The sequence below is a fragment of the Microbacterium algeriense genome, assembly GCF_008868005.1.
Lineage (GTDB): Bacteria > Actinomycetota > Actinomycetes > Actinomycetales > Microbacteriaceae > Microbacterium > Microbacterium algeriense.
The window spans coordinates 176,109-194,863 of the sequence record NZ_WAAO01000003.1 but is presented as its reverse complement, the minus strand read 5'-3'; the positions used below and the strand labels follow the sequence as shown (position 1 = coordinate 194,863).

Here is an 18,755-nt window from a genome sequence, read left to right as displayed (position 1 = left end):
CTGACCATTTGATACGTCGAGCCCCGGTTCCGCCCTCGGCGGGACCGGGGCACGGCGTACCTTCTGATCGACGGAGAACTCTGTGCTGCGCACCATCGGCAGGCGACTGCTGTTCCTCATCCCCACCCTGTTCGGGCTCAGCATCCTGCTGTTCGCCTGGGTCAGGGCCCTTCCCGGCGGCCCCGCGGTCGCCCTCCTCGGCGAGAAGGCCACACCGGAGGCCATCGCCAGGGTCAACGAGCTGTACGGCTTCAACAAGCCCCTCATCGAGCAGTACTTCATCTGGGTGACGCGCCTGCTCCAGGGCGACTTCGGCACGTCCATCCAGACCAATCGGCCGGTGACGGAGGAGTTCCTCCGCCGCTTCCCCGCGACGCTCGAGCTGAGCGTCATGGCGCTCATCTTCGCCGTCGGTATCGGCATCCCGCTCGGCTACTGGGCGGCGCGCCGTCACGGCAAGCTCACCGACCACGCGTCCGTGGTGCTGAGCCTGATCGGCATCACGATCCCGGTGTTCTTCCTCGCGTTCATCCTGAAGTACGTCTTCGCCGTCCAGTTGGGCTGGCTGCCCTCGGACGGGCGGCAGGATCCGCGCATAGACGCGACGCATCCCACCGGCTTCTACGTCTGGGACGGCATCATCACGGGGGAGTTCGACGCGGCATGGGATGCGATCCTGCACCTCATCCTTCCCGCGCTCGCGCTCGGCACCATCCCGCTCGCGATCATCGTCCGCATCACCAGAGCCAGCGTGCTGGAAGTGCAGAACGCGGACTATGTGCGCACGGGCCGTGCGAAGGGCGTCGGGACCCCGACGCTCCGCAACCGCTTCATCCTCCGCAACGCGATGCTGCCGGTGATCACGACGATCGGTCTCCAGACCGGTCTGCTGATCTCGGGCGCCGTGCTCACCGAGACGGTGTTCGCCTTCCCCGGCATCGGATCGTTCCTCGCGAGGGCGATCTTCACCAGGGACTTCCCCGTCCTCCAGGGATTCATCATCTTCATCGCGATCGCGTACGCGCTGATCAACCTGGCGGTCGACGTGTCCTACAGCTTCATCGACCCGAGAGTGAGGGTGCAGTGATGTCCCTCCCCATCGTCCGAAAGGAGGCGGTCGCATGAGCATCGCACTCCCGCCCGCACAGGGGCCTTCGGCGGAGAGCGGCGGCAGCATCGACACCGTCGCGATCGCCCAGGCCGATCTGAAGAACGGCTCCGGAGGGTTCTGGAGCGACGTCTTCCGTCGGCTCCGTCGCAACCCCACGGCGTGGATCGGCGCGGTCATCGTGCTGCTGTTCCTGCTCGTCGCCGCGCTCGCGCCCCTCCTCGCCCCGTATCCGGAGACGGCTCTGCCCGGCGCGAAGTACATCACGCCGACGCACATCCCCGGTCCCGGCGAGCTGCCGGAGTTCCCCCTCGGCCTCGATCGGTTCGGCGGCGACGTGCTGTCCAAGCTCATCTGGGGCGCGCAGGCGTCTCTGCTGATCGGTGTCATCTCCACCGCGATGGGACTCGTCGGCGGCATGATCCTGGGTCTGCTCGCCGGAACCTTCGGCGGCTGGGTCGACACGGTCATCATGCGCGTCGTCGACATCATCCTCTCGGTGCCGAACCTGCTGCTCGCCGTGTCGATCGCCGCGATCCTCGGGCAGACGCCGTTCGCGGTGATGATCGCGATCGGAGCGTCGCAGGTGCCGATCTTCGCGCGCCTGCTGCGAGCGTCGATGCTGCAGCAGCGATCCAGCGACTACGTCCTCTCCGCGCAGACGCTCGGCCTGGGCCGGGGCAGGATCACGATGTCGCACGTCCTGCCGAACGCGATCGGGCCGGTGATCGTGCAGGGGACCCTGACCCTCGCGACGGCCGTGATCGATGCGGCGGCGCTGTCGTTCCTCGGTCTCGGCGGCGGGGGTCCGGCGACGGCCGAGTGGGGTCGCATGCTCACCTATGCGCAGGCGGAACTCGCCATCGCGCCGTGGCTGGCGTTCCTCCCCGGTATCTGCATCGCCGTCACCGCGCTCGGCTTCACCCTGCTGGGTGAGGCGCTGCGCGAGGCGATGGACCCGCGGACGAGGGCACGATGAACGCCAGGGACGATGGCGCGATGCGCGCCGTGAAGGAGAAGCAGATGTCGACCGAGCCCCTGCTGTCCGTCCAGGGCCTCGCCGTGGACTTCGCCACCATGGACGGCGTCGTGCACGCGGTGGAAGGGGTCGACCTCGAGATCCGACCGGGGGAGACCGTGGCCATCGTGGGGGAGTCCGGCTCCGGCAAGTCGACGACCGCGATGGCCATCATCGGTCTGCTCGCCGGAGGAGGCCGGGTGGCCTCCGGGAGCATCCGCCTCGACGGGAAGGAGATCGCCCACGCGCCGGAGCACGAGCTGCGCACGATCCGCGGCCGCGACATCGGCCTCGTGCCGCAGGACCCGATGTCGAACCTGAACCCGGTCGCGAAGATCGGCACCCAGGTCGCGGAGACCCTGCTCGCCCACGGCCTCGCCACCAGGCAGAACGTCCAGGCAAAGGTGGTCGAGGCGCTCAGCGCTGCCGGCCTCCCCGATCCGGAGCGACGGGCGAAGCAGTACCCGCACGAGTTCTCCGGCGGCATGCGTCAGCGTGCGCTCATCGCGATCGGTCTGGCGTGCAAGCCGCGCCTGCTGATCGCCGACGAGCCCACGAGTGCCCTCGATGTCACGGTGCAGCAGACCATCCTCGACCAGATCGGACAGATGACGCGCGAGCTGGGAACGGCCGTGCTGCTCATCACGCACGACCTCGGTCTCGCCGCCGAGCGGGCCGAGCGGGTGATCGTGATGCATCGCGGCAAGGTCGTGGAGCAGGGCGACGCGCGACAGATCCTGGAGGACCCGCAGCACCCCTACACGCAGTCGCTCGTGAAGGCGGCTCCCTCCGTCGCGGCGGCGCGGCTGCGGCCGGAGGCGTTCGTGAAGGACGCTTCGACAGGCTCAGCGACCCAGGGCGAGGACGCTCCGACAGGCTCAGCGACCCACCGTGAGCCTGGGTCCCTGAGTTCGTCGAAGGGGAACATCGTCGAGATCGAGCACCTCACCAAGGTCTACCCGGTCCGCGGTCGCGGCGAGGACTTCGTCGCGGTCGACGACGTCTCCCTGGCGATCCCGCGCGGCGAGACCGTCGCGATCGTGGGGGAGTCGGGCTCGGGCAAGACCACGACGGCGCGGATGCTACTCAAGGTGATCGAGCCGACGAGCGGGCTGATCCGCTACGAGGGCAAGGACATCTCCTCGCTCACCCGAGCGGAGACGAAGGACTTCCGTCAGCAGGTGCAGCCGATCTTCCAGGACCCGTATTCGAGCCTGAACCCCATGTTCACGATCGAGCGTCTGATCGCGGAGCCGCTGGAGTTCTACAAGCGGGGGAGCAGTGCCGACCGCCGCAAGCGCGTGCGGCAGCTGCTCGACGACGTGGCCCTCCCGCAGTCGATGCTGCGCCGGTACCCGTCCGAGCTGTCCGGCGGTCAGCGGCAGCGGGTCGCGATCGCCCGGGCGCTCGCGCTGTCGCCGGCGCTGATCGTGTGCGACGAGCCGGTGTCGGCGCTGGACGTGCTGGTGCAGGACCAGATCCTGACGCTGCTCGGCGACCTGCAGCGCGAGTACGGCCTGAGCTACCTGTTCATCTCGCACGACCTCGCGGTGGTGCGCCTGATCAGCGACTACGTGTGCGTGATGAAGGACGGCAGGCTCGTCGAGGCGGCCTCCTCGGAGGAGATCTTCACGAACCCGCGCGACCCCTACACGCGGCGCCTCCTCGCCTCGATCCCCGGCAACGAGCTCAACATAGCGTCCTGACCCGTCCCGTCCCGTCCCGTCCTACCCCGAGACCCCGGTTTCGCGTCGAAACCCCGTCCTGCCACCGCGGCGAGGGCGGGGTTTCGGCGACGAGGCGGGGTCTCGGCGGTCCCATTACCGCAGCGTCGAAGATTGGTCAAGGATTGCGCTTGCCATGTCGTGAGATCGCGTCTATAGTTGGTAGTTGCGCTCGCTTCTCCCTGCCCTCATATGGTGGTCGGCATCTCGTGAGCTTCTGAGCGCACACTCCACCTGACGACAAAGGAATCGAGAAGCCCTGCGGGGCTCACGGAGGTTATTCCCTTGGCTGCTGCTCGCAACGCATCCACATCCACCACCACCAAGAACGGACGCGGAGCTTCCCGTCTTTCGTTCGCCAAGATCTCCGACACGCTGACGGTCCCAGACCTTCTCGCCCTGCAGACCGAGTCCTTCGGTTGGCTGGTCGGCAACGACGCCTGGAAGGCGCGCGTGGCCGAGGCCAAGGCTGCCGGTCGCACCGACGTCAACGAGAACAGCGGTCTGGGCGAGATCTTCGAGGAGATCTCTCCGATCGAGGACCTCGGCGAGACGATGCAGCTCTCGTTCACGAACCCCTACCTCGAGCCGGAGAAGTACTCGATCGAGGAGTGCAAGGAGCGGGGCAAGACCTACGCCGCTCCGCTGTACGTCGAGGCCGAGTTCATGAACCACCTCACGGGTGAGATCAAGACCCAGACGGTCTTCATGGGCGACTTCCCGCTGCAGACCGACAAGGGCACGTTCATCATCAACGGCTCCGAGCGCGTCGTCGTGTCGCAGCTCGTCCGTTCCCCCGGTGTCTACTTCGACAAGACCCCCGACAAGACGTCTGACAAGGACATCGTGTCGGCTCGCGTCATCCCGAGCCGTGGTGCCTGGCTCGAGTTCGAGATCGACAAGCGCGACCAGGTCGGCGTGCGCGTCGACCGCAAGCGCAAGCAGTCGGTCACGGTCTTCCTCAAGGCGCTGGGCATGACCAGCGAGGAGATCCTCGCCGAGTTCGCCGGCTACACCTCGATCGAGGAGACGCTCGCGAAGGACACGATCGTCACCAAGGAAGACGCGCTCCGCGACATCTACCGCAAGCTGCGTCCGGGCGAGCAGGTCGCCGCCGAGGCTGCCCGCGCGCTGCTCGACAACTTCTACTTCAACCCGAAGCGCTACGACCTCGCGAAGGTCGGCCGCTACAAGATCAACCACAAGCTGGGTCTCGACCAGCCGCTGACCTCGTCGGTGCTGACCGTCGAGGACATCGTGGCCACGATCAAGTACCTGGTGCGCCTGCACGCCGGCACCGAGGAGACCTTCGAGGGCATCCGCGGCGGCAAGAAGGCCGAGATCCGTCTCGCGACCGACGACATCGACAACTTCGGCAACCGTCGCATCCGCGCGGTCGGCGAGCTGATCCAGAACCAGGTCCGCACGGGTCTGTCCCGCATGGAGCGCGTCGTCCGCGAGCGTATGACCACGCAGGACATCGAGGCCATCACGCCGCAGACCCTGATCAACGTGCGCCCCGTCGTCGCCGCGATCAAGGAGTTCTTCGGAACGTCGCAGCTGTCGCAGTTCATGGACCAGAACAACCCGCTCGCGGGTCTGACGAACAAGCGTCGTCTGTCCGCGCTCGGCCCCGGTGGTCTCTCGCGTGACCGTGCCGGCGTCGAGGTCCGTGACGTCCACCCCTCGCACTACGGCCGCATGTGCCCGATCGAGACGCCGGAAGGCCCGAACATCGGCCTGATCGGTGCGCTCGCGACCTTCGCGCGCATCAACTCCTTCGGATTCATCGAGACGCCGTACCGCAAGGTCGTCGACGGGGTCGTGACCGACCAGATCGACTACCTCACCGCTTCGGAGGAGGTCGACTTCAACATCGCGCAGGCCAACGCGCCGCTGGATGCGAAGGGTCGCTTCCGCGAGAGCCACGTCCTGGCCCGCCCCAAGGGCGGCAGCGGCGAGGTCGATCTGTTCGTCCCCGAGGAGATCGGCTACATCGACGTCTCCCCGCGCCAGATGGTGTCGGTCGCGACCTCGCTCGTGCCGTTCCTCGAGCACGACGACGCACAGCGCGCCCTCATGGGCGCCAACATGCAGCGTCAGGCCGTGCCGCTGCTGCGCAGCGACTCGCCGCTCGTCGGAACCGGTATGGAGGGCTACACCGCCATCGACGCCGGTGACGTGATCACCGCCGAGAAGGCCGGTGTCGTCTCCGAGGTCTCCGCGGACCGCGTCGTCGTCATGCTCGACGAGGGGGGAACGCAGGAGTACCACCTGCGCAAGTTCGACCGCTCGAACCAGGGCACCTCCTACAACCAGAAGGTCGTCGTCAACGCCGGCGAGCGCGTCGAGGTCGGAGAGGTCATCGCCGATGGCCCCGCCACCGAGAACGGCGAGCTGGCCCTCGGAAAGAACCTCCTCGTCGCGTTCATGACGTGGGAGGGCTACAACTTCGAGGACGCGATCATCCTGAGCCAGGACCTGGTGAAGGACGACACCCTCTCTTCGATCCACATCGAGGAGTACGAGGTCGACGCCCGCGACACCAAGCTCGGCAAGGAGGAGATCACCCGTGACCTCCCCAACGTCAGCCCGGAGCTGCTGAAGGACCTCGACGAGCGCGGCATCATCCGCATCGGCGCCGAGGTCCGCCCCGGCGACATCCTCGTCGGCAAGGTCACGCCGAAGGGCGAGACCGAGCTGTCGGCCGAGGAGCGTCTGCTCCGCGCGATCTTCAACGAGAAGAGCCGCGAGGTCCGCGACACGTCCCTGAAGGTGCCTCACGGCGAGCAGGGCACGATCATCGCGGTCAAGGAGTTCAACGCCGAGGACGGCGACGACGAGCTCGGCTCCGGCGTGAACCGCCGCGTCGTGGTCTACATCGCCCAGAAGCGCAAGATCACCGAGGGTGACAAGCTCGCCGGCCGTCACGGCAACAAGGGTGTCATCGCGAAGATCCTCCCCATCGAGGACATGCCGTTCCTGTCGGACGGCACGCCGGTCGACATCGTGCTGAACCCGCTCGGCATCCCTGGACGAATGAACTTCGGTCAGGTGCTGGAGACCCACCTCGGGTGGATCGCCAAGCAGGGCTGGAAGGTCGAGGGCACTCCGGAGTGGGCTGTGAAGCTCCCGCAGGAGGCGTTCGAGGCCGCTCCCGGCACGAAGGTCGCCACGCCGGTGTTCGACGGTGCGAGCGAGGAGGAGATCTCCGGTCTCCTCGACTCGACGCTCCCGACCCGCGACGGCATCCGTCTGATCGACTCGAGCGGAAAGACGCAGCTGTTCGACGGCCGCTCCGGCGAGCCGTTCCCGGCGCCGATCTCCGTGGGCTACATGTACATCCTGAAGCTGCACCACCTGGTCGACGACAAGATCCACGCACGTTCCACGGGTCCGTACTCGATGATCACCCAGCAGCCGCTCGGTGGTAAGGCGCAGTTCGGTGGACAGCGCTTCGGTGAGATGGAGGTGTGGGCCCTCGAGGCCTACGGCGCCGCATACGCGCTCCAGGAGCTCCTCACGATCAAGTCCGACGACATCCTCGGCCGCGTCAAGGTGTACGAGGCGATCGTCAAGGGCGAGAACATCCAGGAGCCGGGCATCCCCGAGTCGTTCAAGGTGCTCATGAAGGAGATGCAGTCGCTCTGCCTGAACGTCGAGGTCCTCTCGGCCGACGGCACGCTGGTCAACCTCCGCGACACCGACGACGAGGCGTTCCGCGCCGCAGAGGAACTCGGTATCAACATCTCCAGCCGCTTCGAGGCCGCCTCGATCGACGAGATCTAACCCTTCGACAGGCTCAGGGACCCAGGTTCCTGACACCAGGACCCACCGGGTCGCTGAGCCTGTCGAAGCCCAGACTTCTCAAACAGAATTTCCGACACAGGAGAACTAGTGCTCGAGTCCACAACTTTCGACGAGCTTCGCATCGGCCTGGCCACCGCGGACCACATCCGCGCGTGGTCGTACGGTGAGGTCAAGAAGCCCGAAACCATCAACTACCGCACCCTGAAGCCCGAGAAGGACGGCCTCTTCGGAGAGCAGATCTTCGGACCGTCCCGCGACTGGGAGTGCGCCTGCGGCAAGTACAAGCGCGTCCGCTTCAAGGGCATCGTCTGCGAGCGCTGCGGCGTGGAGGTCACCAAGAGCTCCGTCCGTCGTGAGCGCATGGGTCACATCGAGCTCGCCGCTCCCGTCACCCACATCTGGTACTTCAAGGGTGTTCCCTCGCGTCTGGGCTACCTGCTCGACATGGCGCCGAAGGACCTCGAGAAGGTCATCTACTTCGCCGCTTACATGGTCATCTCGGTCGACGAGGAAGCTCGTCACCGCGACCTGGGCACGCAGGAGAACAACATCCGTCTCGAGCTGAAGACGCTCGGCGACCGCCGCGACTCGAAGATCGCGGAGCGCCTGGCCAAGCTGGAGGAGGAGCTCGCGGCTCTCGAGGCCGAGGGTGCCAAGGCCGACGCCAAGAAGAAGGTGAAGGACGCCGCCGAGAAGGAGATGTCCCTCATCCGCAAGGGTGCCGACGAGCAGATCGCCAAGCTCGAGCGCGTGTGGGAGGACTTCCGCACGCTCGAGGTCGGCGCGCTCCGCCCCGAGGACGACGTCTTCCACGAGCTGCAGGACCGCTTCGGTCAGTACTTCGAGGCCTACATGGGCGCCGAGTCGATCCAGCGTCGCCTCGCGGCGTTCGACCTCGAGGCCGAGGCTGAGAACCTGCGTCTGCAGATCTCGGAGGGCAAGGGCCAGCGCAAGATCCGTGCGATCAAGCGCCTCAAGGTCGTCAGCTCGTTCCTCGAGACCGGCATGAGCCCCGCCGCGATGGTCCTGGACGTCGTCCCGGTCATCCCGCCGGAGCTCCGCCCGATGGTGCAGCTCGACGGTGGCCGCTTCGCGACCAGCGACCTGAACGACCTGTACCGCCGCGTGATCAACCGCAACAACCGTCTTCGTCGTCTGATCGACCTCGGTGCCCCCGAGATCATCGTCAACAACGAGAAGCGCATGCTGCAGGAGGCCGTCGACGCCCTGTTCGACAACGGCCGCCGCGGTCGTCCCGTCACCGGTACCGGCAACCGCGCCCTGAAGTCCCTCAGCGACATGCTGAAGGGCAAGCAGGGTCGTTTCCGCCAGAACCTGCTCGGCAAGCGCGTCGACTACTCCGGCCGTTCGGTCATCATCGTCGGCCCGCAGCTGAAGCTGCACCAGTGCGGTCTGCCCAAGCAGATGGCGCTGGAGCTCTTCAAGCCGTTCGTCATCAAGCGCCTGATCGACCTCGGTCACTCGCAGAACATCAAGGCGGCCAAGCGCGCCGTCGAGCGCACCCGTCCCGAGGTCTGGGACGTGCTCGAGGAGATCATCCGCGAGCGTCCGGTGCTGCTCAACCGTGCACCCACCCTGCACCGTCTGGGCATCCAGGCGTTCGAGCCGCAGCTCGTCGAGGGCAAGGCCATCCAGCTGCACCCGCTCGTCTGCGCGGCGTTCAACGCCGACTTCGACGGTGACCAGATGGCCGTGCACCTGCCGCTGTCGGTCGAGGCTCAGGCCGAGGCCCGCGTGCTGATGCTCGCGTCGAACAACATCCTGAAGCCGTCCGACGGCCGCCCGGTGACCCTGCCCTCGCAGGACATGATCATCGGTCTGCACCACCTGACCACGGTCAAGGAGGGCGCAGCCGGTGAGGGTCGTGCATTCGGCTCGGTCGGCGAGGCGATCCTGGCCAAGGACGAGGGAACCCTCGACCTGCAGGCCAAGATCCGCATCCGCATCCCGGGTCTGACGTTCCTCGAGGGCGAAGCTCCCGAGGGCTACGAGCGCCACGGTCTCGTGGACGCCTCGCTGGGTCAGGCGATCTTCAACGACGCGCTGCCGAAGGGCTACCCCTTCGTCCGCGAGCAGGCCGACAAGGGCAAGCTGTCGCAGATCGTCAACAAGCTGGCCGAGGAGTACCCGAAGGTCGAGACGGCTGCGTCGCTGGACCGCATCAAGGACGCCGGTTTCTACTGGGCCACGCGCTCGGGTGTGACCGTCGCCCTGAGCGACATCCTCACCCCGCCGAACAAGGCGGAGATCGTCGCCGGCTACGAGAAGCAGGCCGCGAAGGTCCAGTCCCAGTACGAGAAGGGCCTCACGACCGACGCCGAGCGTCGTCAGGAGCTCATCAAGATCTGGACCGAGGCGACCGACGAGGTGCAGGCCGCGATGAAGGCGCACTTCCCGGAGGACAACACCATCAACCGCATGGTGTCCTCGGGTGCCCGTGGTAACTGGCTGCAGATCCGCAACATCGCGGGTATGCGTGGTCTGGTGAACAACCCCAAGGGTGAGATCATCCCGCGTCCGATCATCTCCTCGTACCGCGAGGGTCTGTCGGTGGCGGAGTACTTCATCGCGACGCACGGTACCCGTAAGGGTCTGGCCGACACCGCTCTGCGTACCGCCGACTCGGGTTACCTGACCCGTCGTCTGGTGGACGTCTCGCAGGACGTCATCATCCGCGAAGAGGACTGCGGCACGTCGAAGGGCCTCGAGCTCCCGATCGCCGCTCCGAACTCGCAGGGCGAGCTCGTGCGCGACGCGAACGTCGAGAACTCGGTGTTCGCTCGGACGCTGGCCTCCGACGTGGTCGACAGCAAGGGCGAGGTCCTCGCCGCTGCCGGTGACGATGTGGGCGACGTGCTGATCGACAAGCTGGTCGCTGCGGGTGTCGAGACCATCAAGGTCCGCTCCGTCCTGACCTGCGACTCCGCCGTCGGTGTCTGCGCGCAGTGCTACGGCCGTTCGCTGGCGACGGGCAAGACCGTCGACATCGGCGAGGCCGTCGGCATCATCGCGGCTCAGTCGATCGGTGAGCCCGGTACCCAGCTGACGATGCGTACCTTCCACACGGGTGGTTCGGCGTCGGCGGATGACATCACGCAGGGTCTTCCCCGTGTGCAGGAGCTCTTCGAGGCGCGTACCCCCAAGGGCGCGTCGCCGATCGCCGAGGCCGATGGCCGCATCACGATCGACGAGACCGACAAGGGCAAGAAGGTCATCCTGACGCCCGACAGCGGCGACGAGCCGGTCATCTACCCGGTGCTGAAGCGTGCGACGCTTCTCGTCGAGGACGGCCAGCACGTCACGGTCGGTCAGCCCCTGCAGGTCGGAACGCTCGACCCCAAGGAGATCATGCGCGTCATGGGCGCTCGCGAGGTGCAGCGTTACCTCGTCGGCGGCGTCCAGGGTGTGTACCGCTCGCAGGGTGTGCCGATCCACGACAAGCACATCGAGGTCATCGTCCGTCAGATGCTCCGCAAGGTCACCGTCGTCGATCACGCCGACACGACCCTGCTCCCGGGTGAGATGGTCGACCTCAAGCGCTACCAGTCGATCAACCGCGAGGCCGTGGCCGAGGGCAAGCGCCCCGCGTCCGGTCGTCCGGAGCTGATGGGTATCACGAAGGCGTCGCTCGCGACCGAGTCGTGGCTGTCGGCCGCCTCCTTCCAGGAGACGACCCGCGTGCTCACCGAGGCTGCGATGCAGGGCAAGCGCGACCCGCTGGTCGGTCTCAAGGAGAACGTCATCATCGGAAAGCTCATCCCCGCCGGAACCGGTCTCTCGAAGTACCGCGACGTCACGGTCGAGGCCACCGAGGAAGCCAAGAGCGAGCGCTACCCGAACCGGATCTTCGCATCCGACGGTGCGTACGCGGACGGCGACTTCGGCTACGTCGACTTCGACGCGTTCTCGACGGACGACATCACCCCCGGTACCTACAACTGATTGAGGCACAGCCGAGGTGTGACTGAGTGAACGAAGGCCCCGGGGTTCGCCCCGGGGCCTTCGTCGTCCCCGCGGTGTTCGCGGTCGCCGAGTGCACGGGAAGTCGCCGAGTGCACGGGATGCCTGCGTCCATACGCCGTGCAGTCGACGCGAAGCCGTGCACTCGAGGGAGGAGCGGGTGCGGGGTCGCTCAGTCGAAGAGGTGGTCCACGATGCTCGAGGTGTACCCCGCGGGGGCGAGGTTCGAGTAGCGGGTGTCGATCAGGACGTCGTCTCGCCAGAACAGGGTGCGGCCGTCCGTCACGGGGTACTGCTCGTTGGGCCAGGTCTTCTCGCAGCGCGTGCCGCCGTCCGGGGTGAAGCAGGAGAATCCCTCGTCATCTGCCAGCTTGTTGAGCAGGTCGAGAGCGGGTCCGCGATTCATCCCGGAGATGGTCGTCGTGAGTCGGGTCGTGTCGGCGCCGGGGTCGCCCCAGATGCAGGTGAGGGCGCCGTCTTCGCCCACGCCGGAGGGACCGAACGCCGCGTGGTTGAGCGGAGTGTCGGCGAGCTCCGTCAACACGGCCTCCGACAGGATCGCGCGGCAGTCCGTCGGGAGCGCGACGGGCGCGGCGGTCGGCGTCGGGCTGGGCGACGGCGTGCCCGTCTCCTCATCACCGGCCGCGTCATTCTGCGTCGAACTCGGCGAAGGACTCCCGGCGCCGCCCGCCTGCGGGGCGCACGCCGTCAGGGCGAGGAGGAGGACGACAGCCGCGGTGGCACCGATGAGTCGGGGGTTCATGGCCACACGGTACTCCCCGTCGGTCGGCCAGCCGGAGAGGATCGCTGCCTTGCCGCAGCCTCCCCGTGCCGCGATAGTGTCGGCGGGTGAGCAATGAGACGTCATCCGCCGGTTCCGTCGTCGTGATCGGCGATGCCCTGATCGATGAGATCCGCGACCGGGCGGGAGTGCGGGAGCTGGTCGGAGGGGCGGCGCTGAACGTCGCGGTCGGCCTGCGGCGCCTTGGCGTCCCCACGACCCTGATCGCGATGGTGGGGGAGGATGAGGCGGGCGCGCACATCCGCGAGTACCTTTCGGATCACGGCGTGCGGCTGATCGCGAGCGCGGCACCTCTCGGTTCCTCGCGGGCGATCGTGCAGCGCGGAGCCGACGGAGAGCCGCAGTACGTCTTCAACGAGGCGGCACAGAGGCGCAGCATCCGGTACTCGGACGACGCGCGCCAGGCGATCGCGGATGCCGGGCTCGTCGCGATCAGCTGCTTCCCCTTCGACGTGCCGGCGGAGGTCGAGGCGCTGATCGATGCGCTGGCCGAAGCGCGGGTCGCGGTCGATCCCAACCCCCGCACCGGGATGCTGAGCGATCGCGACGAGTTCGTCCGCGGATTCGAGCGGCTCGCCGCGTCCGCCGCCCTCGTCAAGGTCGGCGCGGATGACGCGGCGATCCTCTACGACGGCGACCTCGATGCCCTGCGCGCCCGGCTGCGAGACCTCGGCGCGGCAGCGGTGCTGGCGACCGCTGGAGCTGACGGCGCCACCATCGACGCACACGCCGGCGTCGTGTCCGCTCCCATCGCCGAGCTTCCCGGCGCTGTGATCGACACCGTCGGAGCCGGGGATGCGACGCTGGCCGCCGTCTCCGAGGGTCTCGTCTCGGCCGCGCCGCAGGAGCTCGAGGAGTGGCGAGCGCTGCTGCTCCGCGCCATGGACGTCGCTGCGGCGACCTGCCGCGCAGAGGGCGGCCTGCTGCGGACGCCCGAATCGCTGGCCGAAGCCGAGCGCGGCGTCCACGGCAGCTGACGGTCCGATTTCCTGCACCTGCCCCTGGCAGGTATGCTTGTCTCTCGTGCCCCCGGTTGGCTGTTCAAGTCGGACGGGTGCGCTCTGGCGAGTTACCCAAGCGGCCAAAGGGATCTGACTGTAAATCAGACTGCTCTGCATTCGGGGGTTCGAATCCCTCACTCGCCACCACCGCTCCGCAGACAAGAGCGGATACGAAGGCCCGAGCGCTCGTCGCGAGGGCCTTCTCTCATCTCCGGAGCGCAGCGACAGCACCACCCGACGCCTGGAAGACGAGATCCGCAGCTGGGCCGATCGAGCGTCTGCGGTTCATAGACTGGGGCGATGCGACCGCTCACCGAAGCCGACGTCAGAGCCTCATTCGTCAACGCGGATGAGGATGAGCTGCGCGTCATGGAGATGCCGCACGACTTCCTGCTCGTGGACTGGGACTACCTCGACTTCTTCGCCTGGCGCGACCCCGGAGCGAGCCGACGCGGATACGTCCTGATCCCGCACGAGGGCGGGATCATCGGCATCGTGCTGCGCGCGACCGAGCCCGGGCGGATGCGCTCGGGCATGTGCGACATCTGCCACACGATGCAGCCGGGAAATCAGGTCGCGCTCTTCTCCGCTCGCCGCGCGGGCGAAGCCGGTCGCCGGGGAGACTCCTTCGGCGCCTACATCTGCGCTGACTTGTCCTGCCACGAGAACGTGCGTCTGGCGCATCCGCTCGCTCCGAACGAGATCCGCGCCGCGGGGCAGGCCGACTTCCGTCTCGACAGCACCCGCCGTCGGATGGAGGGCTTCGTCTCGCGCGTGTGGGAGCACTCCTGATCGCGGTTACGCTGGACCCACACGTCCTGTGCTCGAAGGAGAAGCCATGAGCGATGCCATCCTGTTCGCCGTCGAAGAGGGGATGGCCAGGCTCACGCTGAACCGGCCCACCCGCCTCAACGCCTTCAATGCCGATCTGGCCTATGCCTGGCGGGATGCGACGGCGGAGGCGACGTCGCGGGAGGACGTCAAAGCGATCCTCATCGATGCTTCAGGACCGGCGTTCTGCGCTGGCGGCGACGTCATCGACATGGCGACGACCATGGGCGCGTCCGGCGCCGAGATCACCGCGCTGGCCGAGGTGATCAACGCCGGGATCCGCTCCCTGACCGAGTCCGCCATCCCCGTCGTCGCGGCCGCGCACGGGACCACCGTCGGGGGAGGGCTGGGCATCCTCCTGTCCAGCGACTACGCGGTGGTCGGGTCCCGCTCCCAGCTCGGCAGCCTGTATGCGAACATCGGTCTGACGCCGGATCTGTCGGTGTCGGCGCAGCTCGCCCGTGCGGTGGGCCAGCGCAGGGCGCTCCAGCTCGTGCTCCAGGACCGTCTGCTGTCGGCGACGGAGGCCGTGGAGTGGGGACTCGTCGCCGAGGCGGTCGAGGGGGAGAGCTCCGCGGACGAGGCCGCACTCGTCCGCGCCCGCGCGGAGGAGGTCGCCCGCTTCTGGCTGGCGGGAGCCGCCGGCGCCTACGGTCAGGCGAAGCGGCTGGTGCGCTCGCAGCCCGAGCGCACGTTCGTCGAGCAGCTGAGCGAGGAGGCGCGTTCGATCGGTGCGGCTCTCGAGACAGAGGATGCGCAGGCCAGGGTCGCCGCCTTCGCCGCAGCCTCGGCGAAGAAGGCCGGCTGAGCAGTCCTCCCCACGACGCGATCCGAGACCGTTCTTCCCCAGTCCGGGCGACAGCCGTGGCTTCGGCCGGTCGGCGTGGCAGGATGAAGGCATCGCCGCTCGACGAGAGGAACGCCATGTCCCAGCCGGACACCATCGCGCAGGAACCGCACGGTGAGAAGAGGAATCTGTCGCTCCTGATCCGAGGATCCCTCTGGATCGCCATCGGTGCGCTCATCGCCGCAGCGCTGGTCTGCGTCGTCTGGGTCCTCATCGGCGACCAGGACGGCCTGATCGGGCGGGCGTTCCTGACGATCCTGCTGCTGGCGGCCTTCGCCGGCATCGCGATCCTGGAGGCGGGCCTGGCGCCGAACCGGCCCGACTGGCTCCAGCTCGCGAGCATGGTGAGCTGGATCATCGCCCTCCTCGTCGGCGCCGTGAAGATCTGGCTGCCCGAAGACGGCCTCTACTTCGGTGCGGAGCGCTTCTTCCAGCTGCTGCTCGTGATCGGGATCCTGCAGCTCGCGCTCCTGCATGTGCGACTGTTCACGCCCGCTGCCCAGCGTTACGTCACGACGTTCACGCGAGTGATCTACATCGTGACCATCACGTTCCTCGCCGGGCTGGTCGGGATGCTCGTGTTCTACCTCGCGTTCCCGAACACCTTCTTCTATGGCGAGCTGTACTGGCGGATCGTCGTCGCGCTCACGATCCTCGTCGCGGTGGGGACGACCCTCATCCCGCTGCTGAACGCGCTCTTCGCGCCCAAGAAGAAGACCCCGGCGGCCCGCGCGCTGACGGCACCGCCGTCCTGGCCCACGTATGCGGACGGCATCACGCCGCTGCCGGCACTCCCCGATTCCTCGCCCGACTGGAACGCCTACTACACGGGGTATCCGACGGTCGTGCCCTCGCAGCAGGCTCTCGTCGCCGCGCCCGCTTCGTCGTTCCCCGTTGCGACGCAGCCGCCCGCGCCGTCGCCGTCCGCGCCGTCCCAGCCCGCACCGCCCCAGCCCCCGGCTCCGCAGCCCGCGTCGTCCTCGGCGCCCGGCGAGCACGCGGTTCCGCCCCAGCCGGGCAGCGTGCCGCCGCCCGCTCCGCAGGATGCGCCGGCGTCCTTCCCGCCGCCGCCCGCGCCGCAGCAGGCGCCGCAGGACCCGCAGCAGTGACGCTCGCTCTCGAACTCAGCGAACTCGCCTCCGAGATCTCCCGGGAAGCGGGGGAGCTCGCCCGCACGCGACGCGTCGAGGGCGTCCGCCTCGCCGCGACCAAGTCGACGCTCGCCGACATCGTGACCGATGCCGACCGCGAGGTGGAGGCGCTGATCCGGGACCGCCTCCGCGCCGCCCGGGGCGACGACGGCTTCCTGGGCGAGGAGACCGGTGCCGAGACCGGAGCCAGCGGCATCACGTGGGTGGTGGATCCGATCGACGGCACGGTCAACTACGCCTACGGCATCCCGGCATACAACGTCAGCATCGCCGCGGTCAGCGGAGAGCCCGATCCGGCCGCCTGGGAGGTGCTCGCGGGAGCCGTCCACGCTCCGGCCCTCGGCGAGACCTTCATGGCGGCTCTCGGCCATGGGGCCTGGTCCGACGGCCAGCGCCTCGCGGTCACGACCGAGACGCCGGCAGGGGCGCTCCTCGCGACGGGGTTCGGCTACGACCCGGCCACGCATGAAGGCGACCTCGCAACCGTGGCCCGCGTGATGCCGATGGCCCGTGACGTGCGGCGCATGGGGTCGGCAGCGCTCGACCTCGCCTACGTCGCCGCAGGGCGGCTCGACGGGTACTTCGAGCGGGGGCTGCGCCCATGGGACTTCGCGGCCGGGTCGCTCCTGGTCACGGAGGCCGGCGGTCTCTTCTCCCGTCTCGACGCCGACTCCGCGCGCCCGATGACCCTCGCCGGTGGCGGCGCGGTCCACGCGCAACTGCTCGCGATCCTCGACGAAAAAGACTGAACGATTCATGGCATTCCCAGAGTCAGCACGGTAGGGTTTATCCGATCGTTACCACTTTCACCACCCGAAGGTGACCGTGGAGTTAGCGCCCCCGAGCTTGACGCACGACCGAGAGAAACGCTTTGCCCTTCGAGAATTCCCAGGCTGCCCCCGCGCCCACGCGACGGTCCAGCCGGCACCGCACTGCGGCCGCCGAGGCCCCCGCGTCGGGAACGACGGACCCCATCTCCATCGCAGAGTCCGCCGTCGCGCTCGCCGCAGTCATCCCGCTCTCGCGCCGTGCCGCGCGCCAGCGACAGACGTCCGAGGCCGTCGCTGCAGCGCCCGTCGAGCCCTTCATCGCGGAGGTTCCGGAGCCGATCATCGCGGACGTCCCCGCCTCGCCCGTGGCTCCCAGTGATCTGACCGAGGTCGTGGAGATCCTCGAGGCCGCTGCCGACGTCAGCGAGCCCGAGGTCGCCGAGACGGTCGACGCGCTCCTTTCGCAGGCGGAGCCCGTTTCCGCGCCGTCCGTCGAGCCGGAGGGCGACGCATTCGAGCGCGCATCCCGCGCCTTCCGGAACACCGGAACCGTTCCCACCGTCTCCGCCTCCGCGCGCGTGCCGAAGGCGGAGCCGACTGACTCCGCTGCCGCGGCCGAGGCATCCGCGCAGGCCGCCTTCCGTCGCCCTCGTCGTATCCGCAAGCTCGTGACCGTCGGTGCATCCGTCGGCGTGATGAGCCTCGCCGGACTCCTCGCCGTCGGGATGACGCTGCCCGCAGAGGCCGTCGCCGCGGTTCAGGGCAGCGGCATCGCCTCGACTTCTCTGGTCTCCGCCGCCGCCGCGGACGCCGAAGGGGGCGACACCGAGGAGATCCAGGCCTTCGTCGCTCCGTCGGGCGTCGAGAACGAGTCGCTGGCGCGTGCCGGCGACTTCAGCACGGTCTCGCTGGTCCAGGTCGCCGCCGAGCAGGGGATCAACTACTCGGGCGAGCTTTTCACGAACGACCCCGACGCCGCGATCCAGTGGCCCTTCCTCGTCGGCGTCGGCATGAGCTACGGATACGGCATGCGCAGCGGCCGCCTGCACGAGGGCATCGACTTCGTGCCCGGCAACGGCGCGCCCATCCAGGCGATCGCCGACGGCACGGTCCGCATCGCGACCGAGCAGGGTGGTGCTTTCGGCGTCACCGTGTACATCGACCACGTCATCGACGGGTCGGTCATCACGAGCCACTACTCGCACATGCAGTACGGCTCGCTGCAGGTCAAGGCCGGCGACACGGTCAAGGTCGGCGACATCGTGGGCAAGACCGGCAACACCGGACGCTCCTACGGTGCGCACCTGCACTTCGAGCTCATCGTCAACGGCACGACCATCGACCCGATGCCGTGGCTGCGCGAGAACGCCGGACGGAGTTCGTTGTCCGACTGATTTCATGAGGACGCCACAGTGATGGTATTCTCGTACGGTTGCCCCGCGAGGGGCAGCACGCCCCGATAGCTCAGTGGCAGAGCACTTCCATGGTAAGGAAGGGGTCGTCAGTTCAATCCTGACTCGGGGCTCGCAGCATTCTTCTCACGCGGACGGATGCCTCGCGGCAGGGTAGCTCAGCTGGTTAGAGCGCACGACTCATAATCGTGAGGTCGCGGGTTCAAGCCCCGCTCCTGCTACAGACGAAAACCCCCGGGATTCCGGGGGTTTTGTCGTATCTGGACGGCTGATCGGAGATGTCGTGCCGAGGGTCGTGCG

Annotated in this window: 12 protein-coding genes and 3 tRNA genes; 14 read left to right on the top strand and 1 reads right to left on the bottom strand. The window is 67.9% G+C overall.

Annotated features, from left to right (window positions below):
- The first annotated feature begins 82 nt into the window (after positions 1-82).
- The 5 genes from F6A08_RS14695 to rpoC all read left to right on the top strand — a co-directional run bounded on the left by F6A08_RS14695 (position 83) and on the right by rpoC (position 11,623).
- Positions 83-1,087 (top strand): ABC transporter permease, encoded by a 1,005-nt coding sequence (locus F6A08_RS14695; RefSeq protein ID WP_017203731.1) that lies wholly within the window; start codon positions 83-85, stop codon positions 1,085-1,087.
- A gap of 34 nt (positions 1,088-1,121) precedes the next feature.
- On the top strand, positions 1,122-2,087 hold the full coding sequence (locus F6A08_RS14690) for an ABC transporter permease (RefSeq protein WP_124894929.1): 966 nt from the start codon (positions 1,122-1,124) through the stop codon (positions 2,085-2,087).
- On the top strand, positions 2,084-3,832 hold the full coding sequence (locus tag F6A08_RS14685; protein ID WP_151459843.1) for an ABC transporter ATP-binding protein: 1,749 nt from the start codon (positions 2,084-2,086) through the stop codon (positions 3,830-3,832). Before F6A08_RS14690 ends, F6A08_RS14685 begins: the two co-directional genes overlap by 4 nt.
- A gap of 303 nt (positions 3,833-4,135) precedes the next feature.
- Complete coding sequence (gene rpoB / locus F6A08_RS14680) at positions 4,136-7,639, top strand: DNA-directed RNA polymerase subunit beta (RefSeq protein WP_017203728.1); 3,504 nt, start codon at positions 4,136-4,138, stop codon at positions 7,637-7,639.
- Positions 7,640-7,747: 108 nt separating this feature from the next.
- Positions 7,748-11,623 carry a DNA-directed RNA polymerase subunit beta' gene (gene rpoC / locus F6A08_RS14675; RefSeq protein WP_017203727.1) on the top strand — a complete coding sequence of 1,292 codons (3,876 nt, stop codon included), beginning with the start codon at positions 7,748-7,750 and terminating at the stop codon, positions 11,621-11,623.
- A gap of 190 nt (positions 11,624-11,813) precedes the next feature.
- Here the strand turns inward: rpoC and F6A08_RS14670 are convergent, their stop codons facing one another.
- Positions 11,814-12,404, bottom strand: a complete 591-nt coding sequence (locus F6A08_RS14670) for a hypothetical protein (RefSeq protein ID WP_192576786.1) — start codon at positions 12,402-12,404, stop codon at positions 11,814-11,816.
- 86 nt (positions 12,405-12,490) lie between these two features.
- Here F6A08_RS14670 and F6A08_RS14665 point away from each other — a divergent pair, with 86 nt between their 5' ends.
- From F6A08_RS14665 to F6A08_RS14625, 9 genes are all read left to right on the top strand, one after another.
- On the top strand, positions 12,491-13,420 hold the full coding sequence (locus F6A08_RS14665) for a PfkB family carbohydrate kinase (RefSeq protein ID WP_151459841.1): 930 nt from the start codon (positions 12,491-12,493) through the stop codon (positions 13,418-13,420).
- An 86-nt stretch (positions 13,421-13,506) separates the two neighbouring features.
- Positions 13,507-13,591 (top strand) — tRNA-Tyr (locus tag F6A08_RS14660).
- Positions 13,592-13,744: 153 nt separating this feature from the next.
- Positions 13,745-14,236 carry an FBP domain-containing protein gene (locus F6A08_RS14655; RefSeq protein ID WP_151459840.1) on the top strand — a complete coding sequence of 164 codons (492 nt, stop codon included), beginning with the start codon at positions 13,745-13,747 and terminating at the stop codon, positions 14,234-14,236.
- Between the two features lie 46 nt (positions 14,237-14,282).
- The gene (locus F6A08_RS14650) at positions 14,283-15,083 is read left to right on the top strand and encodes an enoyl-CoA hydratase/isomerase family protein (RefSeq protein ID WP_151459839.1); all 801 of its coding nucleotides are present in this window, start codon (positions 14,283-14,285) and stop codon (positions 15,081-15,083) included.
- 116 nt (positions 15,084-15,199) lie between these two features.
- Positions 15,200-16,231 (top strand): hypothetical protein, encoded by a 1,032-nt coding sequence (locus F6A08_RS14645; RefSeq protein WP_151459838.1) that lies wholly within the window; start codon positions 15,200-15,202, stop codon positions 16,229-16,231.
- On the top strand, positions 16,228-17,022 hold the full coding sequence (locus F6A08_RS14640) for an inositol monophosphatase family protein (RefSeq protein WP_151459837.1): 795 nt from the start codon (positions 16,228-16,230) through the stop codon (positions 17,020-17,022). Before F6A08_RS14645 ends, F6A08_RS14640 begins: the two co-directional genes overlap by 4 nt.
- Positions 17,023-17,144: 122 nt before the next feature.
- Positions 17,145-18,437, top strand: a complete 1,293-nt coding sequence (locus F6A08_RS14635; RefSeq protein ID WP_017203721.1) for a M23 family metallopeptidase — start codon at positions 17,145-17,147, stop codon at positions 18,435-18,437.
- Positions 18,438-18,496: 59 nt separating this feature from the next.
- Positions 18,497-18,568, top strand: a tRNA-Thr gene (locus F6A08_RS14630).
- A gap of 34 nt (positions 18,569-18,602) precedes the next feature.
- A tRNA-Met gene (locus F6A08_RS14625) sits at positions 18,603-18,676 on the top strand.
- Positions 18,677-18,755 lie beyond the last annotated feature (79 nt).

Coding starts and splice junctions, on each gene's coding strand:
- F6A08_RS14645 (WP_151459838.1), top strand. CDS start 15,200: ATGTCCCAGCCGGACACCATCGCGCAGGAACCGCACGGTGAGAAGAGG.
- F6A08_RS14685 (WP_151459843.1), top strand. CDS start 2,084: ATGAACGCCAGGGACGATGGCGCGATGCGCGCCGTGAAGGAGAAGCAG.
- F6A08_RS14670 (WP_192576786.1), bottom strand. CDS start 12,404: ATGAACCCCCGACTCATCGGTGCCACCGCGGCTGTCGTCCTCCTCCTC.
- F6A08_RS14650 (WP_151459839.1), top strand. CDS start 14,283: ATGAGCGATGCCATCCTGTTCGCCGTCGAAGAGGGGATGGCCAGGCTC.
- F6A08_RS14690 (WP_124894929.1), top strand. CDS start 1,122: ATGAGCATCGCACTCCCGCCCGCACAGGGGCCTTCGGCGGAGAGCGGC.
- F6A08_RS14655 (WP_151459840.1), top strand. CDS start 13,745: ATGCGACCGCTCACCGAAGCCGACGTCAGAGCCTCATTCGTCAACGCG.